This is a genomic window from Stenotrophomonas sp. 21LCFQ19 (genome assembly GCF_056861425.1).
The window spans coordinates 174,122-190,468 of record NZ_JBSPUF010000002.1; the positions used below are offsets into that span (position 1 = coordinate 174,122).

At 63.7% G+C, this 16,347-nt stretch carries 16 protein-coding genes and 1 tRNA gene; all 17 read left to right on the plus strand.

The annotated features are described in order from the left end of the window. Positions 1–57 precede the first annotated feature (57 nt). The 17 genes from trpB (at position 58) to nuoH (ending at position 16,347) form a co-directional block, all read left to right on the plus strand. Positions 58–1,275 carry a tryptophan synthase subunit beta gene (gene trpB, locus AC13FW_RS02925; protein ID WP_282266633.1) on the plus strand — a complete coding sequence of 406 codons (1,218 nt, stop codon included), beginning with the start codon at positions 58–60 and terminating at the stop codon, positions 1,273–1,275. Continuing rightward, positions 1,275–1,949 (plus strand): hypothetical protein, encoded by a 675-nt coding sequence (locus AC13FW_RS02930; RefSeq protein WP_482988147.1) that lies wholly within the window; start codon positions 1,275–1,277, stop codon positions 1,947–1,949. The genes trpB and AC13FW_RS02930 overlap by 1 nt, the downstream gene beginning before the upstream one ends. Before the next feature lies 1 nt (position 1,950). After that, positions 1,951–2,751, plus strand: a complete 801-nt coding sequence (trpA, locus tag AC13FW_RS02935) for a tryptophan synthase subunit alpha (RefSeq protein WP_482988148.1) — start codon at positions 1,951–1,953, stop codon at positions 2,749–2,751. A gap of 423 nt (positions 2,752–3,174) precedes the next feature. Further along, on the plus strand, positions 3,175–4,056 hold the full coding sequence (gene accD, locus AC13FW_RS02940) for an acetyl-CoA carboxylase, carboxyltransferase subunit beta (protein WP_282268391.1): 882 nt from the start codon (positions 3,175–3,177) through the stop codon (positions 4,054–4,056). Continuing rightward, the gene (gene glmM, locus AC13FW_RS02945) at positions 4,056–5,414 is read left to right on the plus strand and encodes a phosphoglucosamine mutase (RefSeq protein WP_482988149.1); all 1,359 of its coding nucleotides are present in this window, start codon (positions 4,056–4,058) and stop codon (positions 5,412–5,414) included. Before accD ends, glmM begins: the two co-directional genes overlap by 1 nt. A 73-nt stretch (positions 5,415–5,487) precedes the next feature. Next, the gene (locus AC13FW_RS02950; protein WP_282268395.1) at positions 5,488–6,426 is read left to right on the plus strand and encodes an isopenicillin N synthase family dioxygenase; all 939 of its coding nucleotides are present in this window, start codon (positions 5,488–5,490) and stop codon (positions 6,424–6,426) included. Between the two features lie 156 nt (positions 6,427–6,582). Further along, complete coding sequence (gene tpiA, locus AC13FW_RS02955; protein WP_482988150.1) at positions 6,583–7,338, plus strand: triose-phosphate isomerase; 756 nt, start codon at positions 6,583–6,585, stop codon at positions 7,336–7,338. A 29-nt stretch (positions 7,339–7,367) separates the two neighbouring features. After that, positions 7,368–7,814 carry a preprotein translocase subunit SecG gene (secG, locus tag AC13FW_RS02960; protein ID WP_482988151.1) on the plus strand — a complete coding sequence of 149 codons (447 nt, stop codon included), beginning with the start codon at positions 7,368–7,370 and terminating at the stop codon, positions 7,812–7,814. 48 nt (positions 7,815–7,862) lie between these two features. Continuing rightward, a tRNA-Leu gene (locus tag AC13FW_RS02965) sits at positions 7,863–7,947 on the plus strand. 112 nt (positions 7,948–8,059) lie between these two features. Then, positions 8,060–8,416 carry an NADH-quinone oxidoreductase subunit A gene (locus tag AC13FW_RS02970; RefSeq protein ID WP_282268401.1) on the plus strand — a complete coding sequence of 119 codons (357 nt, stop codon included), beginning with the start codon at positions 8,060–8,062 and terminating at the stop codon, positions 8,414–8,416. Further along, a complete protein-coding gene (locus AC13FW_RS02975; RefSeq protein ID WP_017354657.1) occupies positions 8,407–8,961 on the plus strand; it encodes a NuoB/complex I 20 kDa subunit family protein in 555 nt (184 codons plus the stop codon). Before AC13FW_RS02970 ends, AC13FW_RS02975 begins: the two co-directional genes overlap by 10 nt. A gap of 32 nt (positions 8,962–8,993) precedes the next feature. Then, positions 8,994–9,746, plus strand: coding sequence for an NADH-quinone oxidoreductase subunit C (locus AC13FW_RS02980; protein ID WP_282268403.1), 753 nt, complete (start codon positions 8,994–8,996; stop codon positions 9,744–9,746). Between the two features lie 89 nt (positions 9,747–9,835). Next, positions 9,836–11,065, plus strand: a complete 1,230-nt coding sequence (locus AC13FW_RS02985; RefSeq protein ID WP_482988272.1) for an NADH-quinone oxidoreductase subunit D — start codon at positions 9,836–9,838, stop codon at positions 11,063–11,065. Between the two features lie 91 nt (positions 11,066–11,156). Continuing rightward, a complete protein-coding gene (gene nuoE, locus AC13FW_RS02990; protein ID WP_282268404.1) occupies positions 11,157–11,684 on the plus strand; it encodes an NADH-quinone oxidoreductase subunit NuoE in 528 nt (175 codons plus the stop codon). 3 nt (positions 11,685–11,687) lie between these two features. Further along, positions 11,688–13,025: an NADH-quinone oxidoreductase subunit NuoF gene (gene nuoF / locus AC13FW_RS02995; RefSeq protein ID WP_282268405.1), complete on the plus strand. Its 1,338-nt coding sequence runs from the start codon at positions 11,688–11,690 to the stop codon at positions 13,023–13,025. After that, positions 13,022–15,256 (plus strand): NADH-quinone oxidoreductase subunit NuoG, encoded by a 2,235-nt coding sequence (nuoG, locus tag AC13FW_RS03000; protein ID WP_482988152.1) that lies wholly within the window; start codon positions 13,022–13,024, stop codon positions 15,254–15,256. Before nuoF ends, nuoG begins: the two co-directional genes overlap by 4 nt. Continuing rightward, on the plus strand, positions 15,253–16,347 hold the full coding sequence (nuoH, locus tag AC13FW_RS03005; RefSeq protein ID WP_282268407.1) for an NADH-quinone oxidoreductase subunit NuoH: 1,095 nt from the start codon (positions 15,253–15,255) through the stop codon (positions 16,345–16,347). The genes nuoG and nuoH overlap by 4 nt, the downstream gene beginning before the upstream one ends.

Consider the following 16,347-nt stretch of genomic DNA (forward strand, 5'->3'; position numbering starts at 1 on the left):
TTTTATGTCATCGGCCCTGCGTTAGAGTGCTTGCCTGTTCCTTGTAGCCGTGACGTCATGACTGATCCGTCGATCTCCGATTTCCATGCCTTCCCTGATGCGCGTGGGCACTTTGGCCGCTTTGGTGGCAGCTTTGTCGCCGAAACCCTGGTCGGGCCCCTGCAGGAGCTGGCAGCGGCCTACGATCAGGCGCGGGTCGATCCGTCCTTCATTGCTGCCTACGACAAGGATCTGAAGCATTACGTTGGCCGTCCCAGCCCGATCTACCACGCCGAGCGCCTGAGCAAGGACGTGGGTGGGGCGCAGATCCTGCTCAAGCGTGAGGACCTGAACCACACCGGCGCGCACAAGGTGAACAACACCATTGGCCAGGCCTTGCTGGCCGCGCGCATGGGCAAGACCCGCATCATCGCCGAGACCGGTGCCGGCCAGCACGGCGTGGCCTCGGCCACGGTTGCCGCGCGACTGGGCCTGGAATGCGTGGTCTACATGGGTGCCACCGATATCGAGCGGCAGAAGATCAACGTCTACCGGATGAAGCTGCTCGGTGCCACGGTGGTGCCGGTCAGCAGCGGCTCGGCCACGCTCAAGGACGCGCTCAATGAAGCGATGCGCGACTGGGTCACCAACGTACGCGATACCTTCTACATCATCGGCACTGTCGCCGGACCGGACCCGTACCCGCGCATGGTGCGTGACTTCAACGCCATCGTCGGCCGCGAGGCGCGTGCGCAGATGCTGGAGGATTATGGCCGTCTGCCCGATGCGATCACCGCCTGTGTCGGTGGCGGCTCCAATGCCATCGGCCTGTTCCATGCCTTCCTCAATGATCGCGAGGTCAAGATCTACGGTGCCGAAGCTGCCGGCGATGGCATCCATACCGGCCGCCATGCCGCGTCCATTTCGGCCGGGCGCCCGGGCGTGCTGCACGGCAATCGCACCTATGTGTTGTGCGACGACGACGGCCAGATCACCGAAACCCATTCGATCTCCGCCGGCCTGGATTACCCGGGCGTCGGCCCCGAGCACTCCTTCCTGTCCGATACCGGTCGCGCCCAGTACGTGGGCATCACCGATGAAGAAGCGTTGGCTGCCTTCCATCGCCTGACCCGCATCGAAGGCATACTGCCAGCGCTGGAATCCAGCCATGCGGTCGCCCATGCGATCAAGCTGGCGCGTGAGTTGCCCAAGGATGCGTTGGTGCTGTGCAACCTTTCCGGCCGTGGTGACAAGGATGTGCACACCATCGCCGCGCGCGAAGGTCTGGTGCTGTGATGGCTGGCTTCGCGAATCCCCGTTTGCTGCGCACGCCTTTGCTGCTGGGCCTGGTCGTGGCCTTGGCGGCATGTACGCCGTCAGCTCCCGCGCCAGAACCTGCTGCGCCCGCCACTTCCTCGGTGGCTCCTGCCGCGCCCGCGGCAGCAACGGCGTCCCCGGCAACCGCCCCGGCAGCGAGCCCTGCCACCAGCGCCTCCGTTGGCCTGGGGCAGTTGGGTGAGCTGCGCATCGGTGCGCCGTTCGGCAAGGCACCGGGTGACAAGGCGTTTGTCTCGCACGGCATGCGCGAGGCGATGGAAGGCGACTGCGAGTATTACGACAAGGGCTCATTGCCCGAGAACATGTCGATGATGGTGATCGCCGATCGCATCGCGCGCTTCGAGGTGAATACCCCCTTCGAGCCGGGTCAGGAGGTTGCCGAGTCTGCGCCTGGTGCCGAGGTGACGCCGTTCCACCTGTGGGTGGGCATGACGGTCACCGAGGCCAAGCGGCGCCTGCCGGCGGGCGTGGTGACCAGTCCGCATGCCTATAACTCGCCGAACGGCGATTACCTGACCTGGACCGACAAGGCCGCCAACCTGGCCCTGCGCCTGGAAACACTTGATGGCCTGGTTACTTCCATTTACTGGGGCCAGCCCGATGCGGTCGAACTGATTGAAGGATGTGCCTGAGATGGCTGTTACCCGAATTGACGAATGCTTCGCCCGCCTGCGCGCCTCCGGCCGCAAGGCATTGATTCCCTTCATCACCGCTGGCGACCCCTCGCTGGAGGCGACCGTGCCGGTGATGCATGCGCTGGTCGAGGCCGGTGCGGACGTGATCGAGCTCGGTGTACCGTTCTCCGACCCGATGGCCGATGGCCCGACCATCCAGCGCAGCTCCGAGCGCGCCTTGGAACGCGGGGCAGGGCGGCAATATGTGTTTGATGCCGTGGCGCGCTTCCGCCAGACCGACCCGACCACCCCGGTGGTGTTGATGGGTTATCTGAATCCGGTCGAGATCCGCGGCTATGCGCGTTATGCCGAAGAGGCGGTGGCGGCAGGCGTGGACGGCATTCTGCTGGTCGATCTTCCGCCGGAAGAGGCTGATGAGCCACGCGCCGCGTTTGCCGCAGCCGGCCTGGCCTTGATCCTGCTGGCCTCGCCGACTAGCAGCGATGCCCGCCTGGACAGTCTGTGCCAGGCGGCGCAGGGCTATCTGTATTACGTCAGCTTTGCCGGCGTGACTGGCGCATCCGAACGTCTGGACAGCAGCGCGGCTGGCGAACGCCTGCGCCTGCTGCGTAGTCGTTCCAGTGCACCGGTGGTAGCCGGCTTCGGCATCAAGGACGCGGCCAGTGCGGCGGCAATGGCGGTGGATGCCGACGGCGTGGTGGTCGGCAGTGCACTGGTCTCGGCATTGGTTGAGACGTCGAATCCGGTCGCGGCGGCAACCGCGTTCCTCAAGCCGCTGCGCGAAGCGCTGGATCGCTGAGCGACGTCACCTGTAGTGGGGGGGGGGGGGGGGGGGGGGGGGGGGGGGGGAGGGGGGGGGGGGGGGGGGGGGCGGGGCGGGGCGGGGGGGGGGGGCCGCCCCCGGCGCGGCCGCCCCCCCCCCCGCCCCCCCCCCCCCCCGCCCCCCCCCCCCCCCCCCACTACAAGGACGCTTTATCGGCAAGGCCTCTGCCGAGCACGGCTCGGCACTACAAGGACGCTTTATCGGCAAGGCCTCTGCCGAGCATGGCTCGGCACTACAGTGGCCCAGCTTTCTGCCGGGCATGACCTGGTGCTGCGCTGCAAACATACGCGGCAGTAGGGATTGCGCCAGATCTCGTGCTGCGACTTGGTCGCAGTGGTGAGCTAGACTGTGGGCCCTGTCGTGGCCGCGAGGCCACCCTGAACGGAATTGTCATCCCGCATGAGTTGGCTCAGCAAGTTGATGCCGTCCGGCATCCGTACCGACAACACGCCCTCCAAAAAACGCAGCGTCCCCGAGGGGCTGTGGGAAAAATGCAGTAGCTGCGGCGCGGCCCTGTACCGCCCGGAGCTGGAAGAAAACCTGGAGGTCTGCCCGAAGTGCGGGCACCACATGGCCATCCGTGCGCGTGCGCGCCTGGCTTCGCTGTTTGACGCTGACAGCACCAGTGAGATCGCTGCCCGCCTCGGGCCGACCGACGTGCTCAAGTTCAAGGACCAGAAGAAATACGTCGAACGCATCAAGGCCAGCCAGAAGAACACCGGCGAGTACGACGCGCTGGTCGCCATGCGCGGCTTGCTGAAGGGTCGCCCGCTGGTGGCTTCCTCCTTCGATTTCGCCTTCATGGGCGGTTCGATGGGTTCGGTGGTCGGCGAGCGCTTCGCGCTGGCTGCAGAGACGGCGCTGGAAATCGGTTCCCCCTACGTGTGCTTCTCCGCCTCTGGCGGTGCCCGCATGCAGGAAGGCCTGTTCTCGCTGATGCAGATGGCCAAGACCTCGGCCGCGCTGGCCAAGCTGCGCGAAGCTGGCTTGCCCTACATCTCGGTGCTGACCCATCCCACCACCGGTGGTGTGTCGGCCTCGTTCGCGATGCTGGGCGATATCAACATCGCTGAGCCGCAGGCGCTGATCGGTTTTGCCGGTCCGCGCGTGATCGAGCAGACCGTGCGCGAAAAGCTGCCGGAAGGCTTCCAGCGCTCGGAGTTCCTGCTCGAGCATGGCGCCATCGACCAGATCTGTGACCGCCGCGAAATGCGTGACCGACTGGCCGAGCTGTTGGCCATGCTGGGCCGTCAACCGCAGCACGAGGAAGTGGCCGCCTGATGGGTACGCGCAAGTATTTTGGTACCGACGGCATCCGCGGCCGGGTCGGCAAGGGCGTCATTTCCGCTGATTTTGTGCTGCGGGTTGGCAATGCATTGGGGCGCGTGCTGGTTGCGCGCAGCGGCGGTGCACAGCCGACCGTGGTGATCGGCAAAGACACGCGTATCTCCGGCTATATGTTCGAATCGGCCTTGGAAGCGGGCCTGGTCGCTGCAGGTGCCAACGTGCAGCTGCTGGGGCCGATGCCGACCCCTGCGGTGGCCTTCCTCGCACATACGCTGGGTGCAGATGCTGGCATCGTGATCAGTGCCTCGCACAACCCGCACTATGACAACGGCATCAAGTTCTTCTCGGCCGAAGGCGAGAAGCTCGATGACGCCACCGAGCTGGCGCTGGAAGCAGCGATGGATCAGCCGTTCTCGACGGTCGAATCCGAACAGCTGGGGAAGGCCAATCGTGCCCGTGATGCAGTGGGCCGTTACATCGAGTTCTGCAAGGCCAGCGTGCCACGCAATTTCTACCTACACGGACTGAAAGTCGTGCTCGATTGCGCCCACGGCGCTACCTATCACGTTGCGCCGTTGCTGTTCCGTGAGCTGGGTGCCGAGGTGACCGCGATCGGTGCCGAGCCCAATGGCGTCAATATCAACGATGGCGTCGGCTCGACCCATATCGACAATCTGGCCCGCAAGGTAGTGGAGGTTGGCGCGGATATCGGCATCGCCTTCGATGGCGATGGCGATCGCGTGCTGATGGTTGATCACACTGGCGCTGCCGTCGATGGCGATGGTTTGCTGTATGTGCTGGCCAAGGCCTGGCAGGCCAATGGGCGCCTGAGTGGCCCGGTGGTGGGTACGCTGATGACCAATTACGGGTTGGAGCAGGCGCTGGAGCGCCAGGGTATTCCGTTCGTCCGCGCCAATGTCGGTGACCGTTATGTGCACAAGGCGCTGGTTGAGGGTAATGGCGTGCTGGGCGGCGAAGCCTCTGGCCATATCCTGTGCCTGGACCGGGCCACCACCGGTGACGCCATCGTCAGTGCCCTGCAGGTGCTGGAAGTGCTCGGCGATGCTGGCGTGAACCTGCACCAGGCATTGCACGGGCTGGTGATGGTGCCGCAGAAGACGATCAATGTGCGCCTGGAAAGTGGTGCGCGCGAAGTCGTTGCCAGCGCGCCGGTACAGGCTGCGCTGGCGGCCGCGCAGGCGGCGGTGGCTGGGCGGGGCAGGGCATTCCTGCGGCCGTCGGGTACCGAGCCGGTGGTTCGGGTCACGGTCGAGGCCGATGAGGCCGGGCTGATGGCCGCGACGCTTGAGGCGCTGGCTGATGCGGTTCGTTCGGCTGCCGCACAGGTTTGAGCTGGATCATGGTGGTGCTGCCGGGACGTCGGTTTCAATAGCCGGCGTCCCGTTCCCTTCTTTGGAGTTTTGTATGAGTTCCCGTATTCCCACCCTCGACATCACCCGTTTCGATACCGACCGTGAGGCCTTCGTGGCTGAACTGGGCGCTGCGTATCGTCAGTGGGGTTTTGCGGGTATTCGCAACCACGGCATCCCGCAGGCGGAGATCGACGCCGCGTATGACGTGTTCAAGGCATTCTTCGCGCTGCCTGAAGATGTGAAGAAGCAATACCACATCGCTGGCGGCGGCGGTGCGCGTGGCTATACCCAGTTCGGCGTGGAAACCGCCAAGGGCTCCAAGCATTTCGACCTGAAGGAGTTCTGGCATATCGGTCGCGAGATCGCCGATGACTCCAAGTACCGTGAGGTGATGCCGCCGAACCTGTGGCCGAGCGAAGTCCCCGGTTTCAAGGAGCACGGGTACGGCCTGTACCAGAAGCTGGACCAGCTGGGCTCGCGCGTGCTGTCGGCCCTGGCCCTGCACATCGGCCTGCCCGAGACCTTCTTTGCCGACAAGACCAACAACGGCAACTCGATCCTGCGCCCGATCCACTATCCGCCGATCACCACCGATGACATCCCCAACGTGCGCGCTGGCGCACATGGCGACATCAACTTCATCACCTTGCTGGTCGGTGCCAGTGCGGCCGGTCTGGAAGTGCAGTCGCATGAGGGTGAGTGGGTGCCGTTCACCTCCGACGCCGACACCATCGTGGTCAACATCGGCGACATGCTGCAGCGCCTGACCAACCATGTGTACCCGTCCACCATCCATCGCGTGGTCAACCCCCCGGGTGAGCTGGCACGCAAACCGCGCTATTCGGTGCCGTTCTTCCTGCACCCGAACCCGGATTTCCTGATCGACGTGCTGCCTTCGTGCATCACCGCGGAGAATCCGAGCCGCTATCCGGAGGCGATCACCGCCCATGGCTTCCTGGAAGAGCGCCTGCGTGAAATCAAGCTGAAGTAAGCCGGCGCTGGTTTCGCCAGCTGCCCTATCGCGCCGCCGCGGCCCTGGCCCGGCGGCGTTTTTGCGTCTTGTCTTCCGTTGTCCGCAGCTTGTCCTGCCGATGTCCGCATATCGGCTATCCTTTGCCGATACTTTTTACCGGGGAGTTATGCCTGAATGCGCCAAAAAATCGTTGCTGGTAACTGGAAGCTGCATGGCAGCCGGCAATTCGCCACCGATCTGGTCGGGCAGGTGGCCGCAGGCCTGCCGCTGCCTGGTGTGAGTCTGGTGATCCTGCCGCCGCTGCCCTACCTGGGAGATCTGGTCGAGGATTTCGAGGAGGCGGAGCTGGCTTTTGGCTCGCAGGATGTCAGCAGCAACGAAAAGGGCGCCTACACAGGTGAGGTTTCGGCCAGCATGCTGGCGGACGTCGGCGCCACCCACGGCTTGGTCGGCCACTCCGAGCGCCGCCAGTACCACAACGAAAGCAGCGAGCTGGTTGCACGCAAGTTCGTTGCCGCGATCAATGCGGGCCTGATCCCGGTCTTATGCGTGGGTGAGACGCTGGAGCAGCGTGAGGCCGCGCAGACCGAGGCGGTGATTGCCTCGCAGCTGGCGCCGGTACTGGACCTTGCCGGGGTGCAGGCCTTCGCCAAGGCGGTGGTGGCGTATGAGCCGATCTGGGCAATTGGCACCGGTCGTACCGCCACGCCGGAGCAGGCGCAGGCCGTGCATGCGTTCATTCGTGGCGTAGTCGCCGAGCGCGATGCTAGAATTGCCGATTCGTTGTCGATCCTTTATGGCGGCAGCGTCAAGCCCGACAACGCAGCAGAGCTGTTTTCACAGCCTGACGTCGATGGCGGGCTGGTAGGTGGCGCTTCGCTGGTGGCGGCTGATTTTCTGGCCATCGCGAGGGCGGCTGCCAGTCGCTAACGGGTAATTGTCCGGGACGGATTTCAAAAATGCTGATGTTGATCCTCAATGTGGTCTATGTGCTGGTGGCGCTTGCGATGATCGCGCTGATCCTGATGCAGCGTGGCTCTGGTGCTGCCGCTGGTTCGGGTTTTGGTGCCGGTGCGTCGGGTACGGTGTTCGGCGCGCGTGGTGCGTCCAACTTCCTGTCCAAGAGCACCAAATGGCTGGCCGTGGTGTTTTTCGGCATCAGCTTGTTCATGGCGTGGTACGCCAGCCACGGTTCGCGTCCGTCGGACCAGGGCGTGGGCCTGATGGGTGCGGTTGAGACGGTGGCCCCGGCTGCTGCGCCGGCGGTTCCTGCAGGTGAGTTGCAGGCCGTTCCGGCGGCTCCGGCGGCCGCAGCCGTGGGTGAAGTGCCCCAGGCAACGGCTCCAGCGGAAAATATTCCGGCCAAGAGCGAAGAAAAGCCCGCTGAACCCGCACAGAAAGACTGAAGACGGTTACAATACGCGGCGCACTGCGAAGCAGCTGCGCTGACGTAAGCCCAGGTGGCGGAATTGGTAGACGCACTACCTTGAGGTGGTAGCGACGAGAGTCGTAGGGGTTCGAGTCCCCTCTTGGGCACCATTGTTTTATGCGGGTACACGGGTTGCAGCAGCTTCCCGTCGTGGCAAGTCCCGTTCATCCCCCATGCCTTGGCACCTGCAGGTGTCCCGGGCAGAGGCAAGAGAGAATCGCTGTGCTGGCCGAATATTTGCCGTCTCTGCTGTTTCTGATCGTCGCCACCGGCATTGGCGTTGCGCTGATGTTGATCGGTCGGTTCCTCGCTCCGCGTTCGCCGGACACCGAGAAACTCTCCGCCTACGAGTGTGGCTTCGAGGCGTTCGAGAACGCGCGCATGAAGTTCGACGTGCGCTACTACCTCATCGCCATCCAGTTCATCGTCTTTGACCTGGAAATCATCTTTATTGTGCCCTGGACCCAGGTGTTCATGGAGCTCGGCGCCCGTTCGCTGGTCACCATGGGCTTGTTCGTGGGCATGCTGTTCCTCGGCTTTATCTACGTGTGGAAGAAGGGAGCGCTGGAATGGGAGTGATCCAAACTCTCGACGGCCTGATGAACAACCCCGTCCCGGAAGGGCGGGTTGATGACATTCTGCGGCCTGAAGGCGATAACCCCCTGCTCGAGAAGGGCTATGTGACCACCAGCGTTGACGCGCTGTTGAACTGGGCGCGTACCGGCTCGATGTGGCCCATGACCTTCGGTCTGGCCTGCTGCGCGGTGGAAATGATGCACGCCGGTGCGGCGCGTCTGGACCTTGATCGTTATGGCGTGGTGTTCCGTCCCTCGCCGCGTCAGTCCGACGTGATGATCGTGGCCGGCACCCTGGTCAACAAGATGGCCCCGGCGCTGCGCAAGGTCTACGACCAGATGCCGGACCCGAAGTGGGTCATCTCGATGGGTAGCTGCGCCAACGGCGGCGGTTATTACCATTATTCCTATGCAGTGGTGCGCGGTTGCGATCGTGTGGTGCCGGTGGACGTCTACGTCCCGGGCTGCCCGCCGACGGCCGAGGCGCTGGTGTACGGCATTTTGCAGCTGCAGAAGAAGATCTGGCGTACCCAGACCATCGCACGCTGACCCCCTTTCAAATCAAGAGCACGCCAGCCCCCATGGCCCAGCAAGCACCTTCTCTCATCGATAAACTTCGCGCCCGTTTTGCCGGTGCGCAGGTTGTGGTGGTCGAACCGCGCGGCGAAGTAACGCTGGAAGTGGCTGTTGCCGATTGGCACGCAACCGCTCTGGCGCTGCGTGATGAACTCGGCTTCGAGCACGCCACCGACCTGTGTGGCGTCGATTATCTCGGTTACGGCAGCGACGAGTGGGATACCTCGGACGTTTCCTCGCACGGCTTCAGCCGTGGTGTGGAAGGCAGTGGCGCAGGTCGTTTCGCCTGGGGTGAGTTCCCCAGCCACGAAACCGCCGAAGGCGCTCAGCCGGACGCACTGCCGAAGCAGCGTTTCGCGGTGGTCTGCCAGTTGCGCTCCTACCAGCACAACCAGCTGCTGCGTATCCGTTGCTACGCACCCAGCGAATCGCTGCCGGTGGTGGCCTCGCTGACCGATATCTATCCGGGCCTGAACTGGTTCGAGCGCGAAGCGTTCGATCTGTATGGCGTGATCTTCGAAGGTCACCCGGACCTGCGTCGCATCCTGACCGACTACGGTTTCGTGGGCCATCCTTTCCGCAAGGATTTCCCGCTGATCGGCAACGTCGAAGTGCGCTACGACGAAGAAAAGAAGCGTGTGGTCTACGAGCCGGTGACTTCGGTCGAACCGCGCGTAGGCGTGCCGCGTGTTATCCGCGACGATGCCCGTTTCCAGACCGCTGAAGGCGAGCGCGCGCAGACGGAGGCAAGCAAGTGAGTGCGGACGTAAAGAAGGAATTCCACCAGGCTTCGCAGGCCTTTGCGAGCAATCCTGCCGAAGCCAAGCAGGAAATCCGCAACTACACCATGAACTTCGGCCCGCAGCATCCGGCCGCGCATGGTGTGCTGCGCCTCATCCTGGAAATGGACGGCGAGACCATCATGCGCGCCGATCCGCATATCGGCCTGCTGCACCGCGCGACCGAGAAGCTGGCCGAGTCCAAGCCGTTCAACCAGTCGATCGGTTACATGGATCGCCTGGATTACTGCTCGATGATGTGCAACGAGCACGCCTATGTCCGCGCCATCGAAACCCTGGTGGGTATCGAGGTGCCGGAGCGTGCGCAGTACATCCGCACCATGTTCGATGAAATCACCCGCATCCTGAACCACTTGATGTGGCTGGGCTCCAACGCGCTCGATCTGGGCGCGATGGCGGTGATGCTGTATGCCTTCCGTGAGCGTGAAGAGCTGATGGACTGCTACGAAGCAGTCTCCGGCGCGCGCATGCACGCGGCGTACTACCGTCCGGGTGGCGTCTACCGCGACCTGCCGGACACCATGCCGAAGTACAAGGAATCGCGTTGGCACAAGGGCAATGCGCTGAAGCGCCTGAATGCTTCGCGTGAAGGCTCGCTGCTCGACTTCCTGGAGAACTTCACCAAGGAATTCCCGGGTCGCGTCGACGAATACGAAACCCTGCTGACCGACAACCGCATCTGGAAACAGCGTACCGTCGGCATTGGCGTGATCACCCCGGAACATGCGCTGGCCTGGGGCATGACCGGCGTGATGCTGCGTGGTTCGGGTATTGCCTGGGATCTGCGCAAGAAGCAGCCGTATGCCAAGTACGACGCGGTCGATTTTGACCTGCCGTTGGGCACCAAGGGCGATTGCTACGACCGTTACCTGGTGCGTATTGCCGAGATGCGTGAATCCAACCGCATCATCAAGCAGTGCGTGGCGTGGCTGAAGGCCAATCCGGGCCCGGTGATGGTCAAGAACTTCAAGGTCGCCCCGCCGGCTCGCGCCGAGATGAAGGACGACATGGAAGCGCTGATCCATCACTTCAAGTTGTTCAGTGAAGGCTACTGCGTGCCGGCCGGTGAAACCTATGCGGCGGTTGAAGCGCCCAAGGGTGAATTCGGTTGCTACCTGGTCTCCGACGGTGCCAACAAGCCGTTCCGCGCCCACCTGCGCGCGCCGGGCTTCGCCCACCTGTCCTCGATCGACTCGGTCGTGCGCGGCCACATGCTGGCCGACGTGGTGGCAATGATCGGCACCTACGACCTCGTGTTCGGTGAGGTTGACCGGTAATGCCGGCGGATCAGACATCGTCCGTTGCCTGCGCGGTCCTGCCGCCGCAGGCATCGGTTTTTCAGCTTTTGGTATTCGTTGAGGTCGGCCTATGAAGGCGACGGGTAATTTCGAGGCGGCGCGCAACGTCGACCCGATGGTGGTGCTGAGCGACAAGACGCGCGCTCACATCGATCACTGGCTGTCCAAGTTCCCGCCGGACCGCAAGCGTTCGGCGGTGCTGCAGGGCCTGCATGCCGCACAGGAGCAGAACCAGGGCTGGCTGAGCGACGAGCTGATCGCCGGCGTGGCCAAGTACCTGGACCTGCCGTTCGTGTGGGCGTACGAAGTTGCAACCTTCTACTCGATGTTCGAGACCGAGAAGGTTGGCCGCAACAACGTCGCCATCTGCACCAACGTCAGCTGCTGGCTCAATGGCGCCGACGACATCGTCCGCCATTGCGAGAAGAAGCTGGGCATCAAGCACGGTGAATCGACCGCTGACGGCCGCGTCTACCTCAAGAAAGAGGAAGAGTGCCTGGCTGGTTGCGCCGGTGCGCCGATGATGGTCATCAACGGCCATTACCACGAGCGCCTGACGCTGGACCAGGTCGACGCGCTGCTGGACGGGCTGGAGTAAGGCATGGCACACCACGAATCCAAGGGCCCGGTCGGACCGGCGCCGCTTCCGCACAACGTGGTCTACACCACGCTGCATTACGACACCCCGTGGTCGTACGAAAGCTATCTGAAGACCGGTGGCTATGCCGCGCTGCGCAAGATCCTCGAAGAGAAGATCCCGCCGGCCGACGTCATCGAGATGGTCAAGCAGTCCGGCCTGCGTGGCCGTGGCGGTGCAGGCTTCCCGACCGGCCTGAAGTGGTCCTTCATGCCCAAGGGTGATGTGCAGAAGTACATCCTCTGCAACTCGGATGAATCCGAGCCGGGCACCTGCAAGGACCGCGACATCCTGCGTTACAACCCGCATTCGGTCGTGGAAGGCATGGCGATTGCCTGCTACGCCACCGGCTCCACCGCGGCGTACAACTACCTGCGCGGTGAGTTCCACCACGAGCCGTTCGAGCATTTCGAGCAGGCCTTGGCTGATGCCTACAAGCACGGCTGGCTGGGCAAGAACGTGCTGGGCAGCGGTTGCGACATCGATATCTATGGCGCACTCGGCGCTGGCGCCTACATCTGCGGCGAAGAAACCGCACTGATGGAGTCGCTGGAAGGCAAGAAGGGCCAGCCGCGTTACAAGCCGCCGTTCCCGGCCAACTTCGGCCTGTACGGCAAGCCGACCACAATCAACAACACCGAGACCTATGCCTCGGTGCCGGCGATCATCCGCAACGGCGCGGAGTGGTTCAAGAACCTGAGCCTGACCAACAATGGCGGCCCGAAGTGCTTCTCGGTTTCCGGCTGCGTGACCAAGGGCGGCAACTTCGAAGTGCCGTTGGGCACCACCTTCGACGACCTGCTGGCAATGGCCGGTGGCCTGCGTCCGGGCCGCAAGCTGAAGGGCGCAATCCCGGGCGGCGTCTCGATGCCGGTGCTGACCGCCGAGCAGCTCAACGGGCTGGCGATGGACTACGACACCATCCGTGCACTGGGCTCGGGCCTGGGTTCGGGTGCCATCGTGGTGCTGGATGACAGCGTCTGCTGCGTCAAGTTCGCCTGCCGCATCAGCCAGTTCTTCCACAAGGAATCCTGTGGCCAGTGCACCCCGTGCCGTGAAGGCACCGGCTGGATGCACCGCGTGCTGGAGCGCATCGTCGCCGGCCAGGCCACGATGGAAGACCTGCATCAGCTGAAGACGGTTGCCGGCCAGATCGAAGGCCACACCATCTGTGCGTTCGGTGAGGCGGCAGCGTGGCCGATTCAAGGCTTCCTGCGCCAGTTCTGGAACGAATTCGAGTACTACATCGTCAACGGTCATTCGATGGTTGACGGCAAGAAGGTGGAGACTGCTGCCGCATGAGCGCGCAACCGGTAAATCCCAATGTACCGCCGGATCACGTGACCATCGATATCGATGGTCAGTCCCTGGTCGTACCCAAGGGTTCGATGATCATCCAGGCCGCCGACAAGGCTGGCATCCCGATTCCGCGCTTCTGCTACCACGAGAAGCTGCCGATCGCCGCAAACTGCCGCATGTGCCTGGTCGACGTTGAAAAGTCGCCCAAGCCGTCGCCGGCCTGCGCTACCCCGGTCATGGATGGCATGAAGATCCAGACCCGCAACGAGAAGGCGCTCAAGTACCAGCGTTCGGTGATGGAGTTCCTGCTCATCAACCACCCGCTGGACTGCCCGATCTGCGATCAGGGCGGCGAGTGCGAGCTGCAGGACGTGTCGCTGGGCTACGGCCGTTCGGTCAGCCGCTTCAACGAGCGCAAGCGCGTCGTGGTCGACGAGGACATGGGGCCGCTGGTCGCCACCGAGATGACCCGCTGCATCCAGTGCACCCGTTGCGTGCGCTTCACCGCTGAAGTCGCTGGCACCTACGAGCTGGGTGGCATGTCGCGTGGTGAGAACCTGCAGATCGGCACCTATGACGGCAAGCCGTTGACCACCGAGCTGTCCGGCAATGTCATCGACGTATGCCCGGTCGGCGCGCTGACCAACAAGGTGTTCCAGTTCAAGGCGCGTCCGTGGGAACTGACCGCACGCGAGTCGCTGGGTTACCACGACGCGATGGGCTCGAACCTGTTCCTGCACACCCGTCGCGGCGAAGTGCTGCGTGCGGTGCCGCGTGACAACGAGCTGGTCAACGAGTGCTGGCTGTCCGATCGCGATCGTTATTCGCACCAGGGCCTGTATGCGGCCGACCGCGCGGTCAAGCCGCTGCAGAAGGTCAATGGCGAGTGGAAGGAAGTGAGCTGGGCCGAAGGTCTGGCCGCTGCCCGCGAAATCTTCGAAGCCAACCGTGGCGACGAGCTCGGCGTGCTGGTGCACCCGGCAACCTCGAACGAGGAGGGCGCACTGCTGGCCCGCCTGGCCGCTGGCCTAGGTTCGAACAACATCGATCACCGCATCAACAACCGCGACTTCTCCGATGCGCCGGTTGCCGAAGCGTTCGGCATGTCGCTTGCCGACATCGAGCACGCGGATCAGATCGTGGTGCTGGGTAGCAACATCCGCCATGAACTGCCGCTGCTGCACGCTCGCCTGCGCAAGGCGCAGACCACCAACGGCGCCAAGATCCATTCGATCAACCCGGTTGATTTCGACTTTGCGTTCAAGCTGGCTGGCAAGCACATCGTTGCACCGTCGCGCTTCGTCGAGACGCTGGGTAACGCGCAGTTGGTCGACGCGGTGAAGGGCGGCAACAACACCGTCATCATCGTCGGCGCGATTGCCGAGAATCACCCGCAGGCCGCTGCCATCCGTGCCGCTGCCAGTGCGTTTGCCGCTGCCACCGGCGCCAAGCTGTGCCGCATCCCGCAGGGTGCGAATGCCGTTGGCCTGGCCCAGGCTGGCGTGCTGCCGGCCGGCAAGGACGTCAATGCAATGCTGGCGCAGCCGCGCAAGGCCTATGCCCTGTACGGCATCGAGCCGGGCCTGGACTTCGCCGATACCGCCGCTGCCCGCAAGGCGCTGGCCGGTGCCAAGGTCGTGGCCTTCAGCCATTTCGCCTGCACCTCGACCCGCGATGTGGCCGATGTGATCCTGCCGATCGGCGCGCTGCCGGAAATCGACGCGACGCTGACCAATCTGGACGGCCGCAACCAGGTCGCCCGTGCTGGCGGCAAGCTGCAGGGCGAGGCCCGTGAGGGCTGGCGCGTGCTGCGTGCGCTGGGCGGTGACATGCAGTTGGCTGGCTTCGGTTTCACCGATCTGGCAGGCCTGCGTGCTGGCCTGCAGCCGGTTTCGGTCAAGGTTGCTGCTTCGGCGCAGCCGCAGCTGGCAGGCGAGGGCTTCGAAGTGGCTTCGACCCCGGCGATCTACCGCACCGATGCCGTTGTGCGTCGTGCGCAGGCGCTGCAGTCGCATCCGCTCAACAACGATCCGCGCATCGTGCTCAATGCCGATGACGCTGCGCGTCTGCAGCTGAGCGAAGGCCAGATGGCCAAGGTCGGTACCGACGCTGGTCGCGCCACGCTGTCAGTTGTGGTCGACGCTCGCGTTGCTGCCGGTACGGTGTGGATTGAATCGGGCCACGGCGCAACCGCGCCGCTGGGTGCCGCTCGGGTAACGGTGGTGGCTGCATGAACGAGTTGCTGTTAAACGCGATCGACCCCTTGTTCCAGTGGTTCATGTCGCTGGGTGACATCGGCATCGTGCTGTGGACGGTGATCAAGATCCTCTTGATCGCCATGCCGGTGATCATTTCGGTTGCCTTCTACGTGTTGTGGGAGCGCAAGCTGATCGGCTGGATGCACGTGCGCCACGGGCCGATGTATGTCGGTCTGGGCGGCCTGCTGCAGGCCTTTGCCGACGTCACCAAGTTGCTGTTCAAGGAAATCATTGCCCCGGCAAGCGCACACAAGGCGATGTACATCATCGCGCCGCTGATCGTGCTGGCACCGTCGTTCGCGGCGTGGGCGGTGGTTCCGTTCGACTACAAGCTGGTGCTGTCCAACGCCAACGTCGGTCTGCTGTACCTGCTGGCGATGACCTCGCTGGGCGTGTACGGCGTGATCCTCGCCGGTTGGGCCTCCAACTCCAAGTACGCCTTCCTCGGTGCGATGCGTTCGGCCGCTCAGGTGGTCAGCTACGAAATCGCGATGGGCTTCGCTCTGGTCGGCGTGATGATTGCCGCCGGTAGCTTGAACCTGACCGACATCGTGCTGGCGCAGAAGGGCAATTCGGGTCTGTTCGACTGGTTCCTGCTGCCGCTGTTCCCGCTGTTCGTCGTGTACTGGGTGTCCGGCGTTGCCGAAACCAACCGCGCGCCGTTCGACGTGGTGGAAGGCGAGTCGGAAATCGTTGCCGGTCACATGGTGGAGTACTCCGGCGGTGCGTTCGCACTGTTCTTCCTGGCCGAGTACGCCAACATGATCCTGGTCAGCTTCCTGATCTCGATCTTCTTCCTCGGTGGCTGGCTGAGCCCGCTCCAGGGTTGGATCACGGCCGATATCTCGCCGTGGATCAACTGGATCTGGACCGGCGGTTGGCCGTGGTTGCTGCTCAAGGTGCTGTTCTTCGCCAGTGCGTACATCTGGTTCCGTGCCAGCTTCCCGCGCTTCCGTTATGACCAGATCATGCGTCTGGGCTGGAAGGTGTTCATCCCGCTGACCATTTTCTGGATCGCGGTGACGGCACTGATGGTGTTCTACGGCGTGATCCAGAAGGGCGTTTGA

Bases quoted from the DNA above. Each gene is read 5' to 3' on its own strand.
- trpB (WP_282266633.1), top strand. From the start codon at position 58: ATGACTGATCCGTCGATCTCCGATTTCCATGCCTTCCCTGATGCGCGT.
- AC13FW_RS02930 (WP_482988147.1), top strand. From the start codon at position 1,275: ATGGCTGGCTTCGCGAATCCCCGTTTGCTGCGCACGCCTTTGCTGCTG.
- trpA (WP_482988148.1), top strand. From the start codon at position 1,951: ATGGCTGTTACCCGAATTGACGAATGCTTCGCCCGCCTGCGCGCCTCC.
- accD (WP_282268391.1), top strand. From the start codon at position 3,175: ATGAGTTGGCTCAGCAAGTTGATGCCGTCCGGCATCCGTACCGACAAC.
- glmM (WP_482988149.1), top strand. From the start codon at position 4,056: ATGGGTACGCGCAAGTATTTTGGTACCGACGGCATCCGCGGCCGGGTC.
- AC13FW_RS02950 (WP_282268395.1), top strand. From the start codon at position 5,488: ATGAGTTCCCGTATTCCCACCCTCGACATCACCCGTTTCGATACCGAC.
- tpiA (WP_482988150.1), top strand. From the start codon at position 6,583: ATGCGCCAAAAAATCGTTGCTGGTAACTGGAAGCTGCATGGCAGCCGG.
- secG (WP_482988151.1), top strand. From the start codon at position 7,368: ATGCTGATGTTGATCCTCAATGTGGTCTATGTGCTGGTGGCGCTTGCG.
- AC13FW_RS02975 (WP_017354657.1), top strand. From the start codon at position 8,407: ATGGGAGTGATCCAAACTCTCGACGGCCTGATGAACAACCCCGTCCCG.
- AC13FW_RS02980 (WP_282268403.1), top strand. From the start codon at position 8,994: ATGGCCCAGCAAGCACCTTCTCTCATCGATAAACTTCGCGCCCGTTTT.
- AC13FW_RS02985 (WP_482988272.1), top strand. From the start codon at position 9,836: ATGAACTTCGGCCCGCAGCATCCGGCCGCGCATGGTGTGCTGCGCCTC.
- nuoE (WP_282268404.1), top strand. From the start codon at position 11,157: ATGAAGGCGACGGGTAATTTCGAGGCGGCGCGCAACGTCGACCCGATG.
- nuoF (WP_282268405.1), top strand. From the start codon at position 11,688: ATGGCACACCACGAATCCAAGGGCCCGGTCGGACCGGCGCCGCTTCCG.
- nuoG (WP_482988152.1), top strand. From the start codon at position 13,022: ATGAGCGCGCAACCGGTAAATCCCAATGTACCGCCGGATCACGTGACC.
- nuoH (WP_282268407.1), top strand. From the start codon at position 15,253: ATGAACGAGTTGCTGTTAAACGCGATCGACCCCTTGTTCCAGTGGTTC.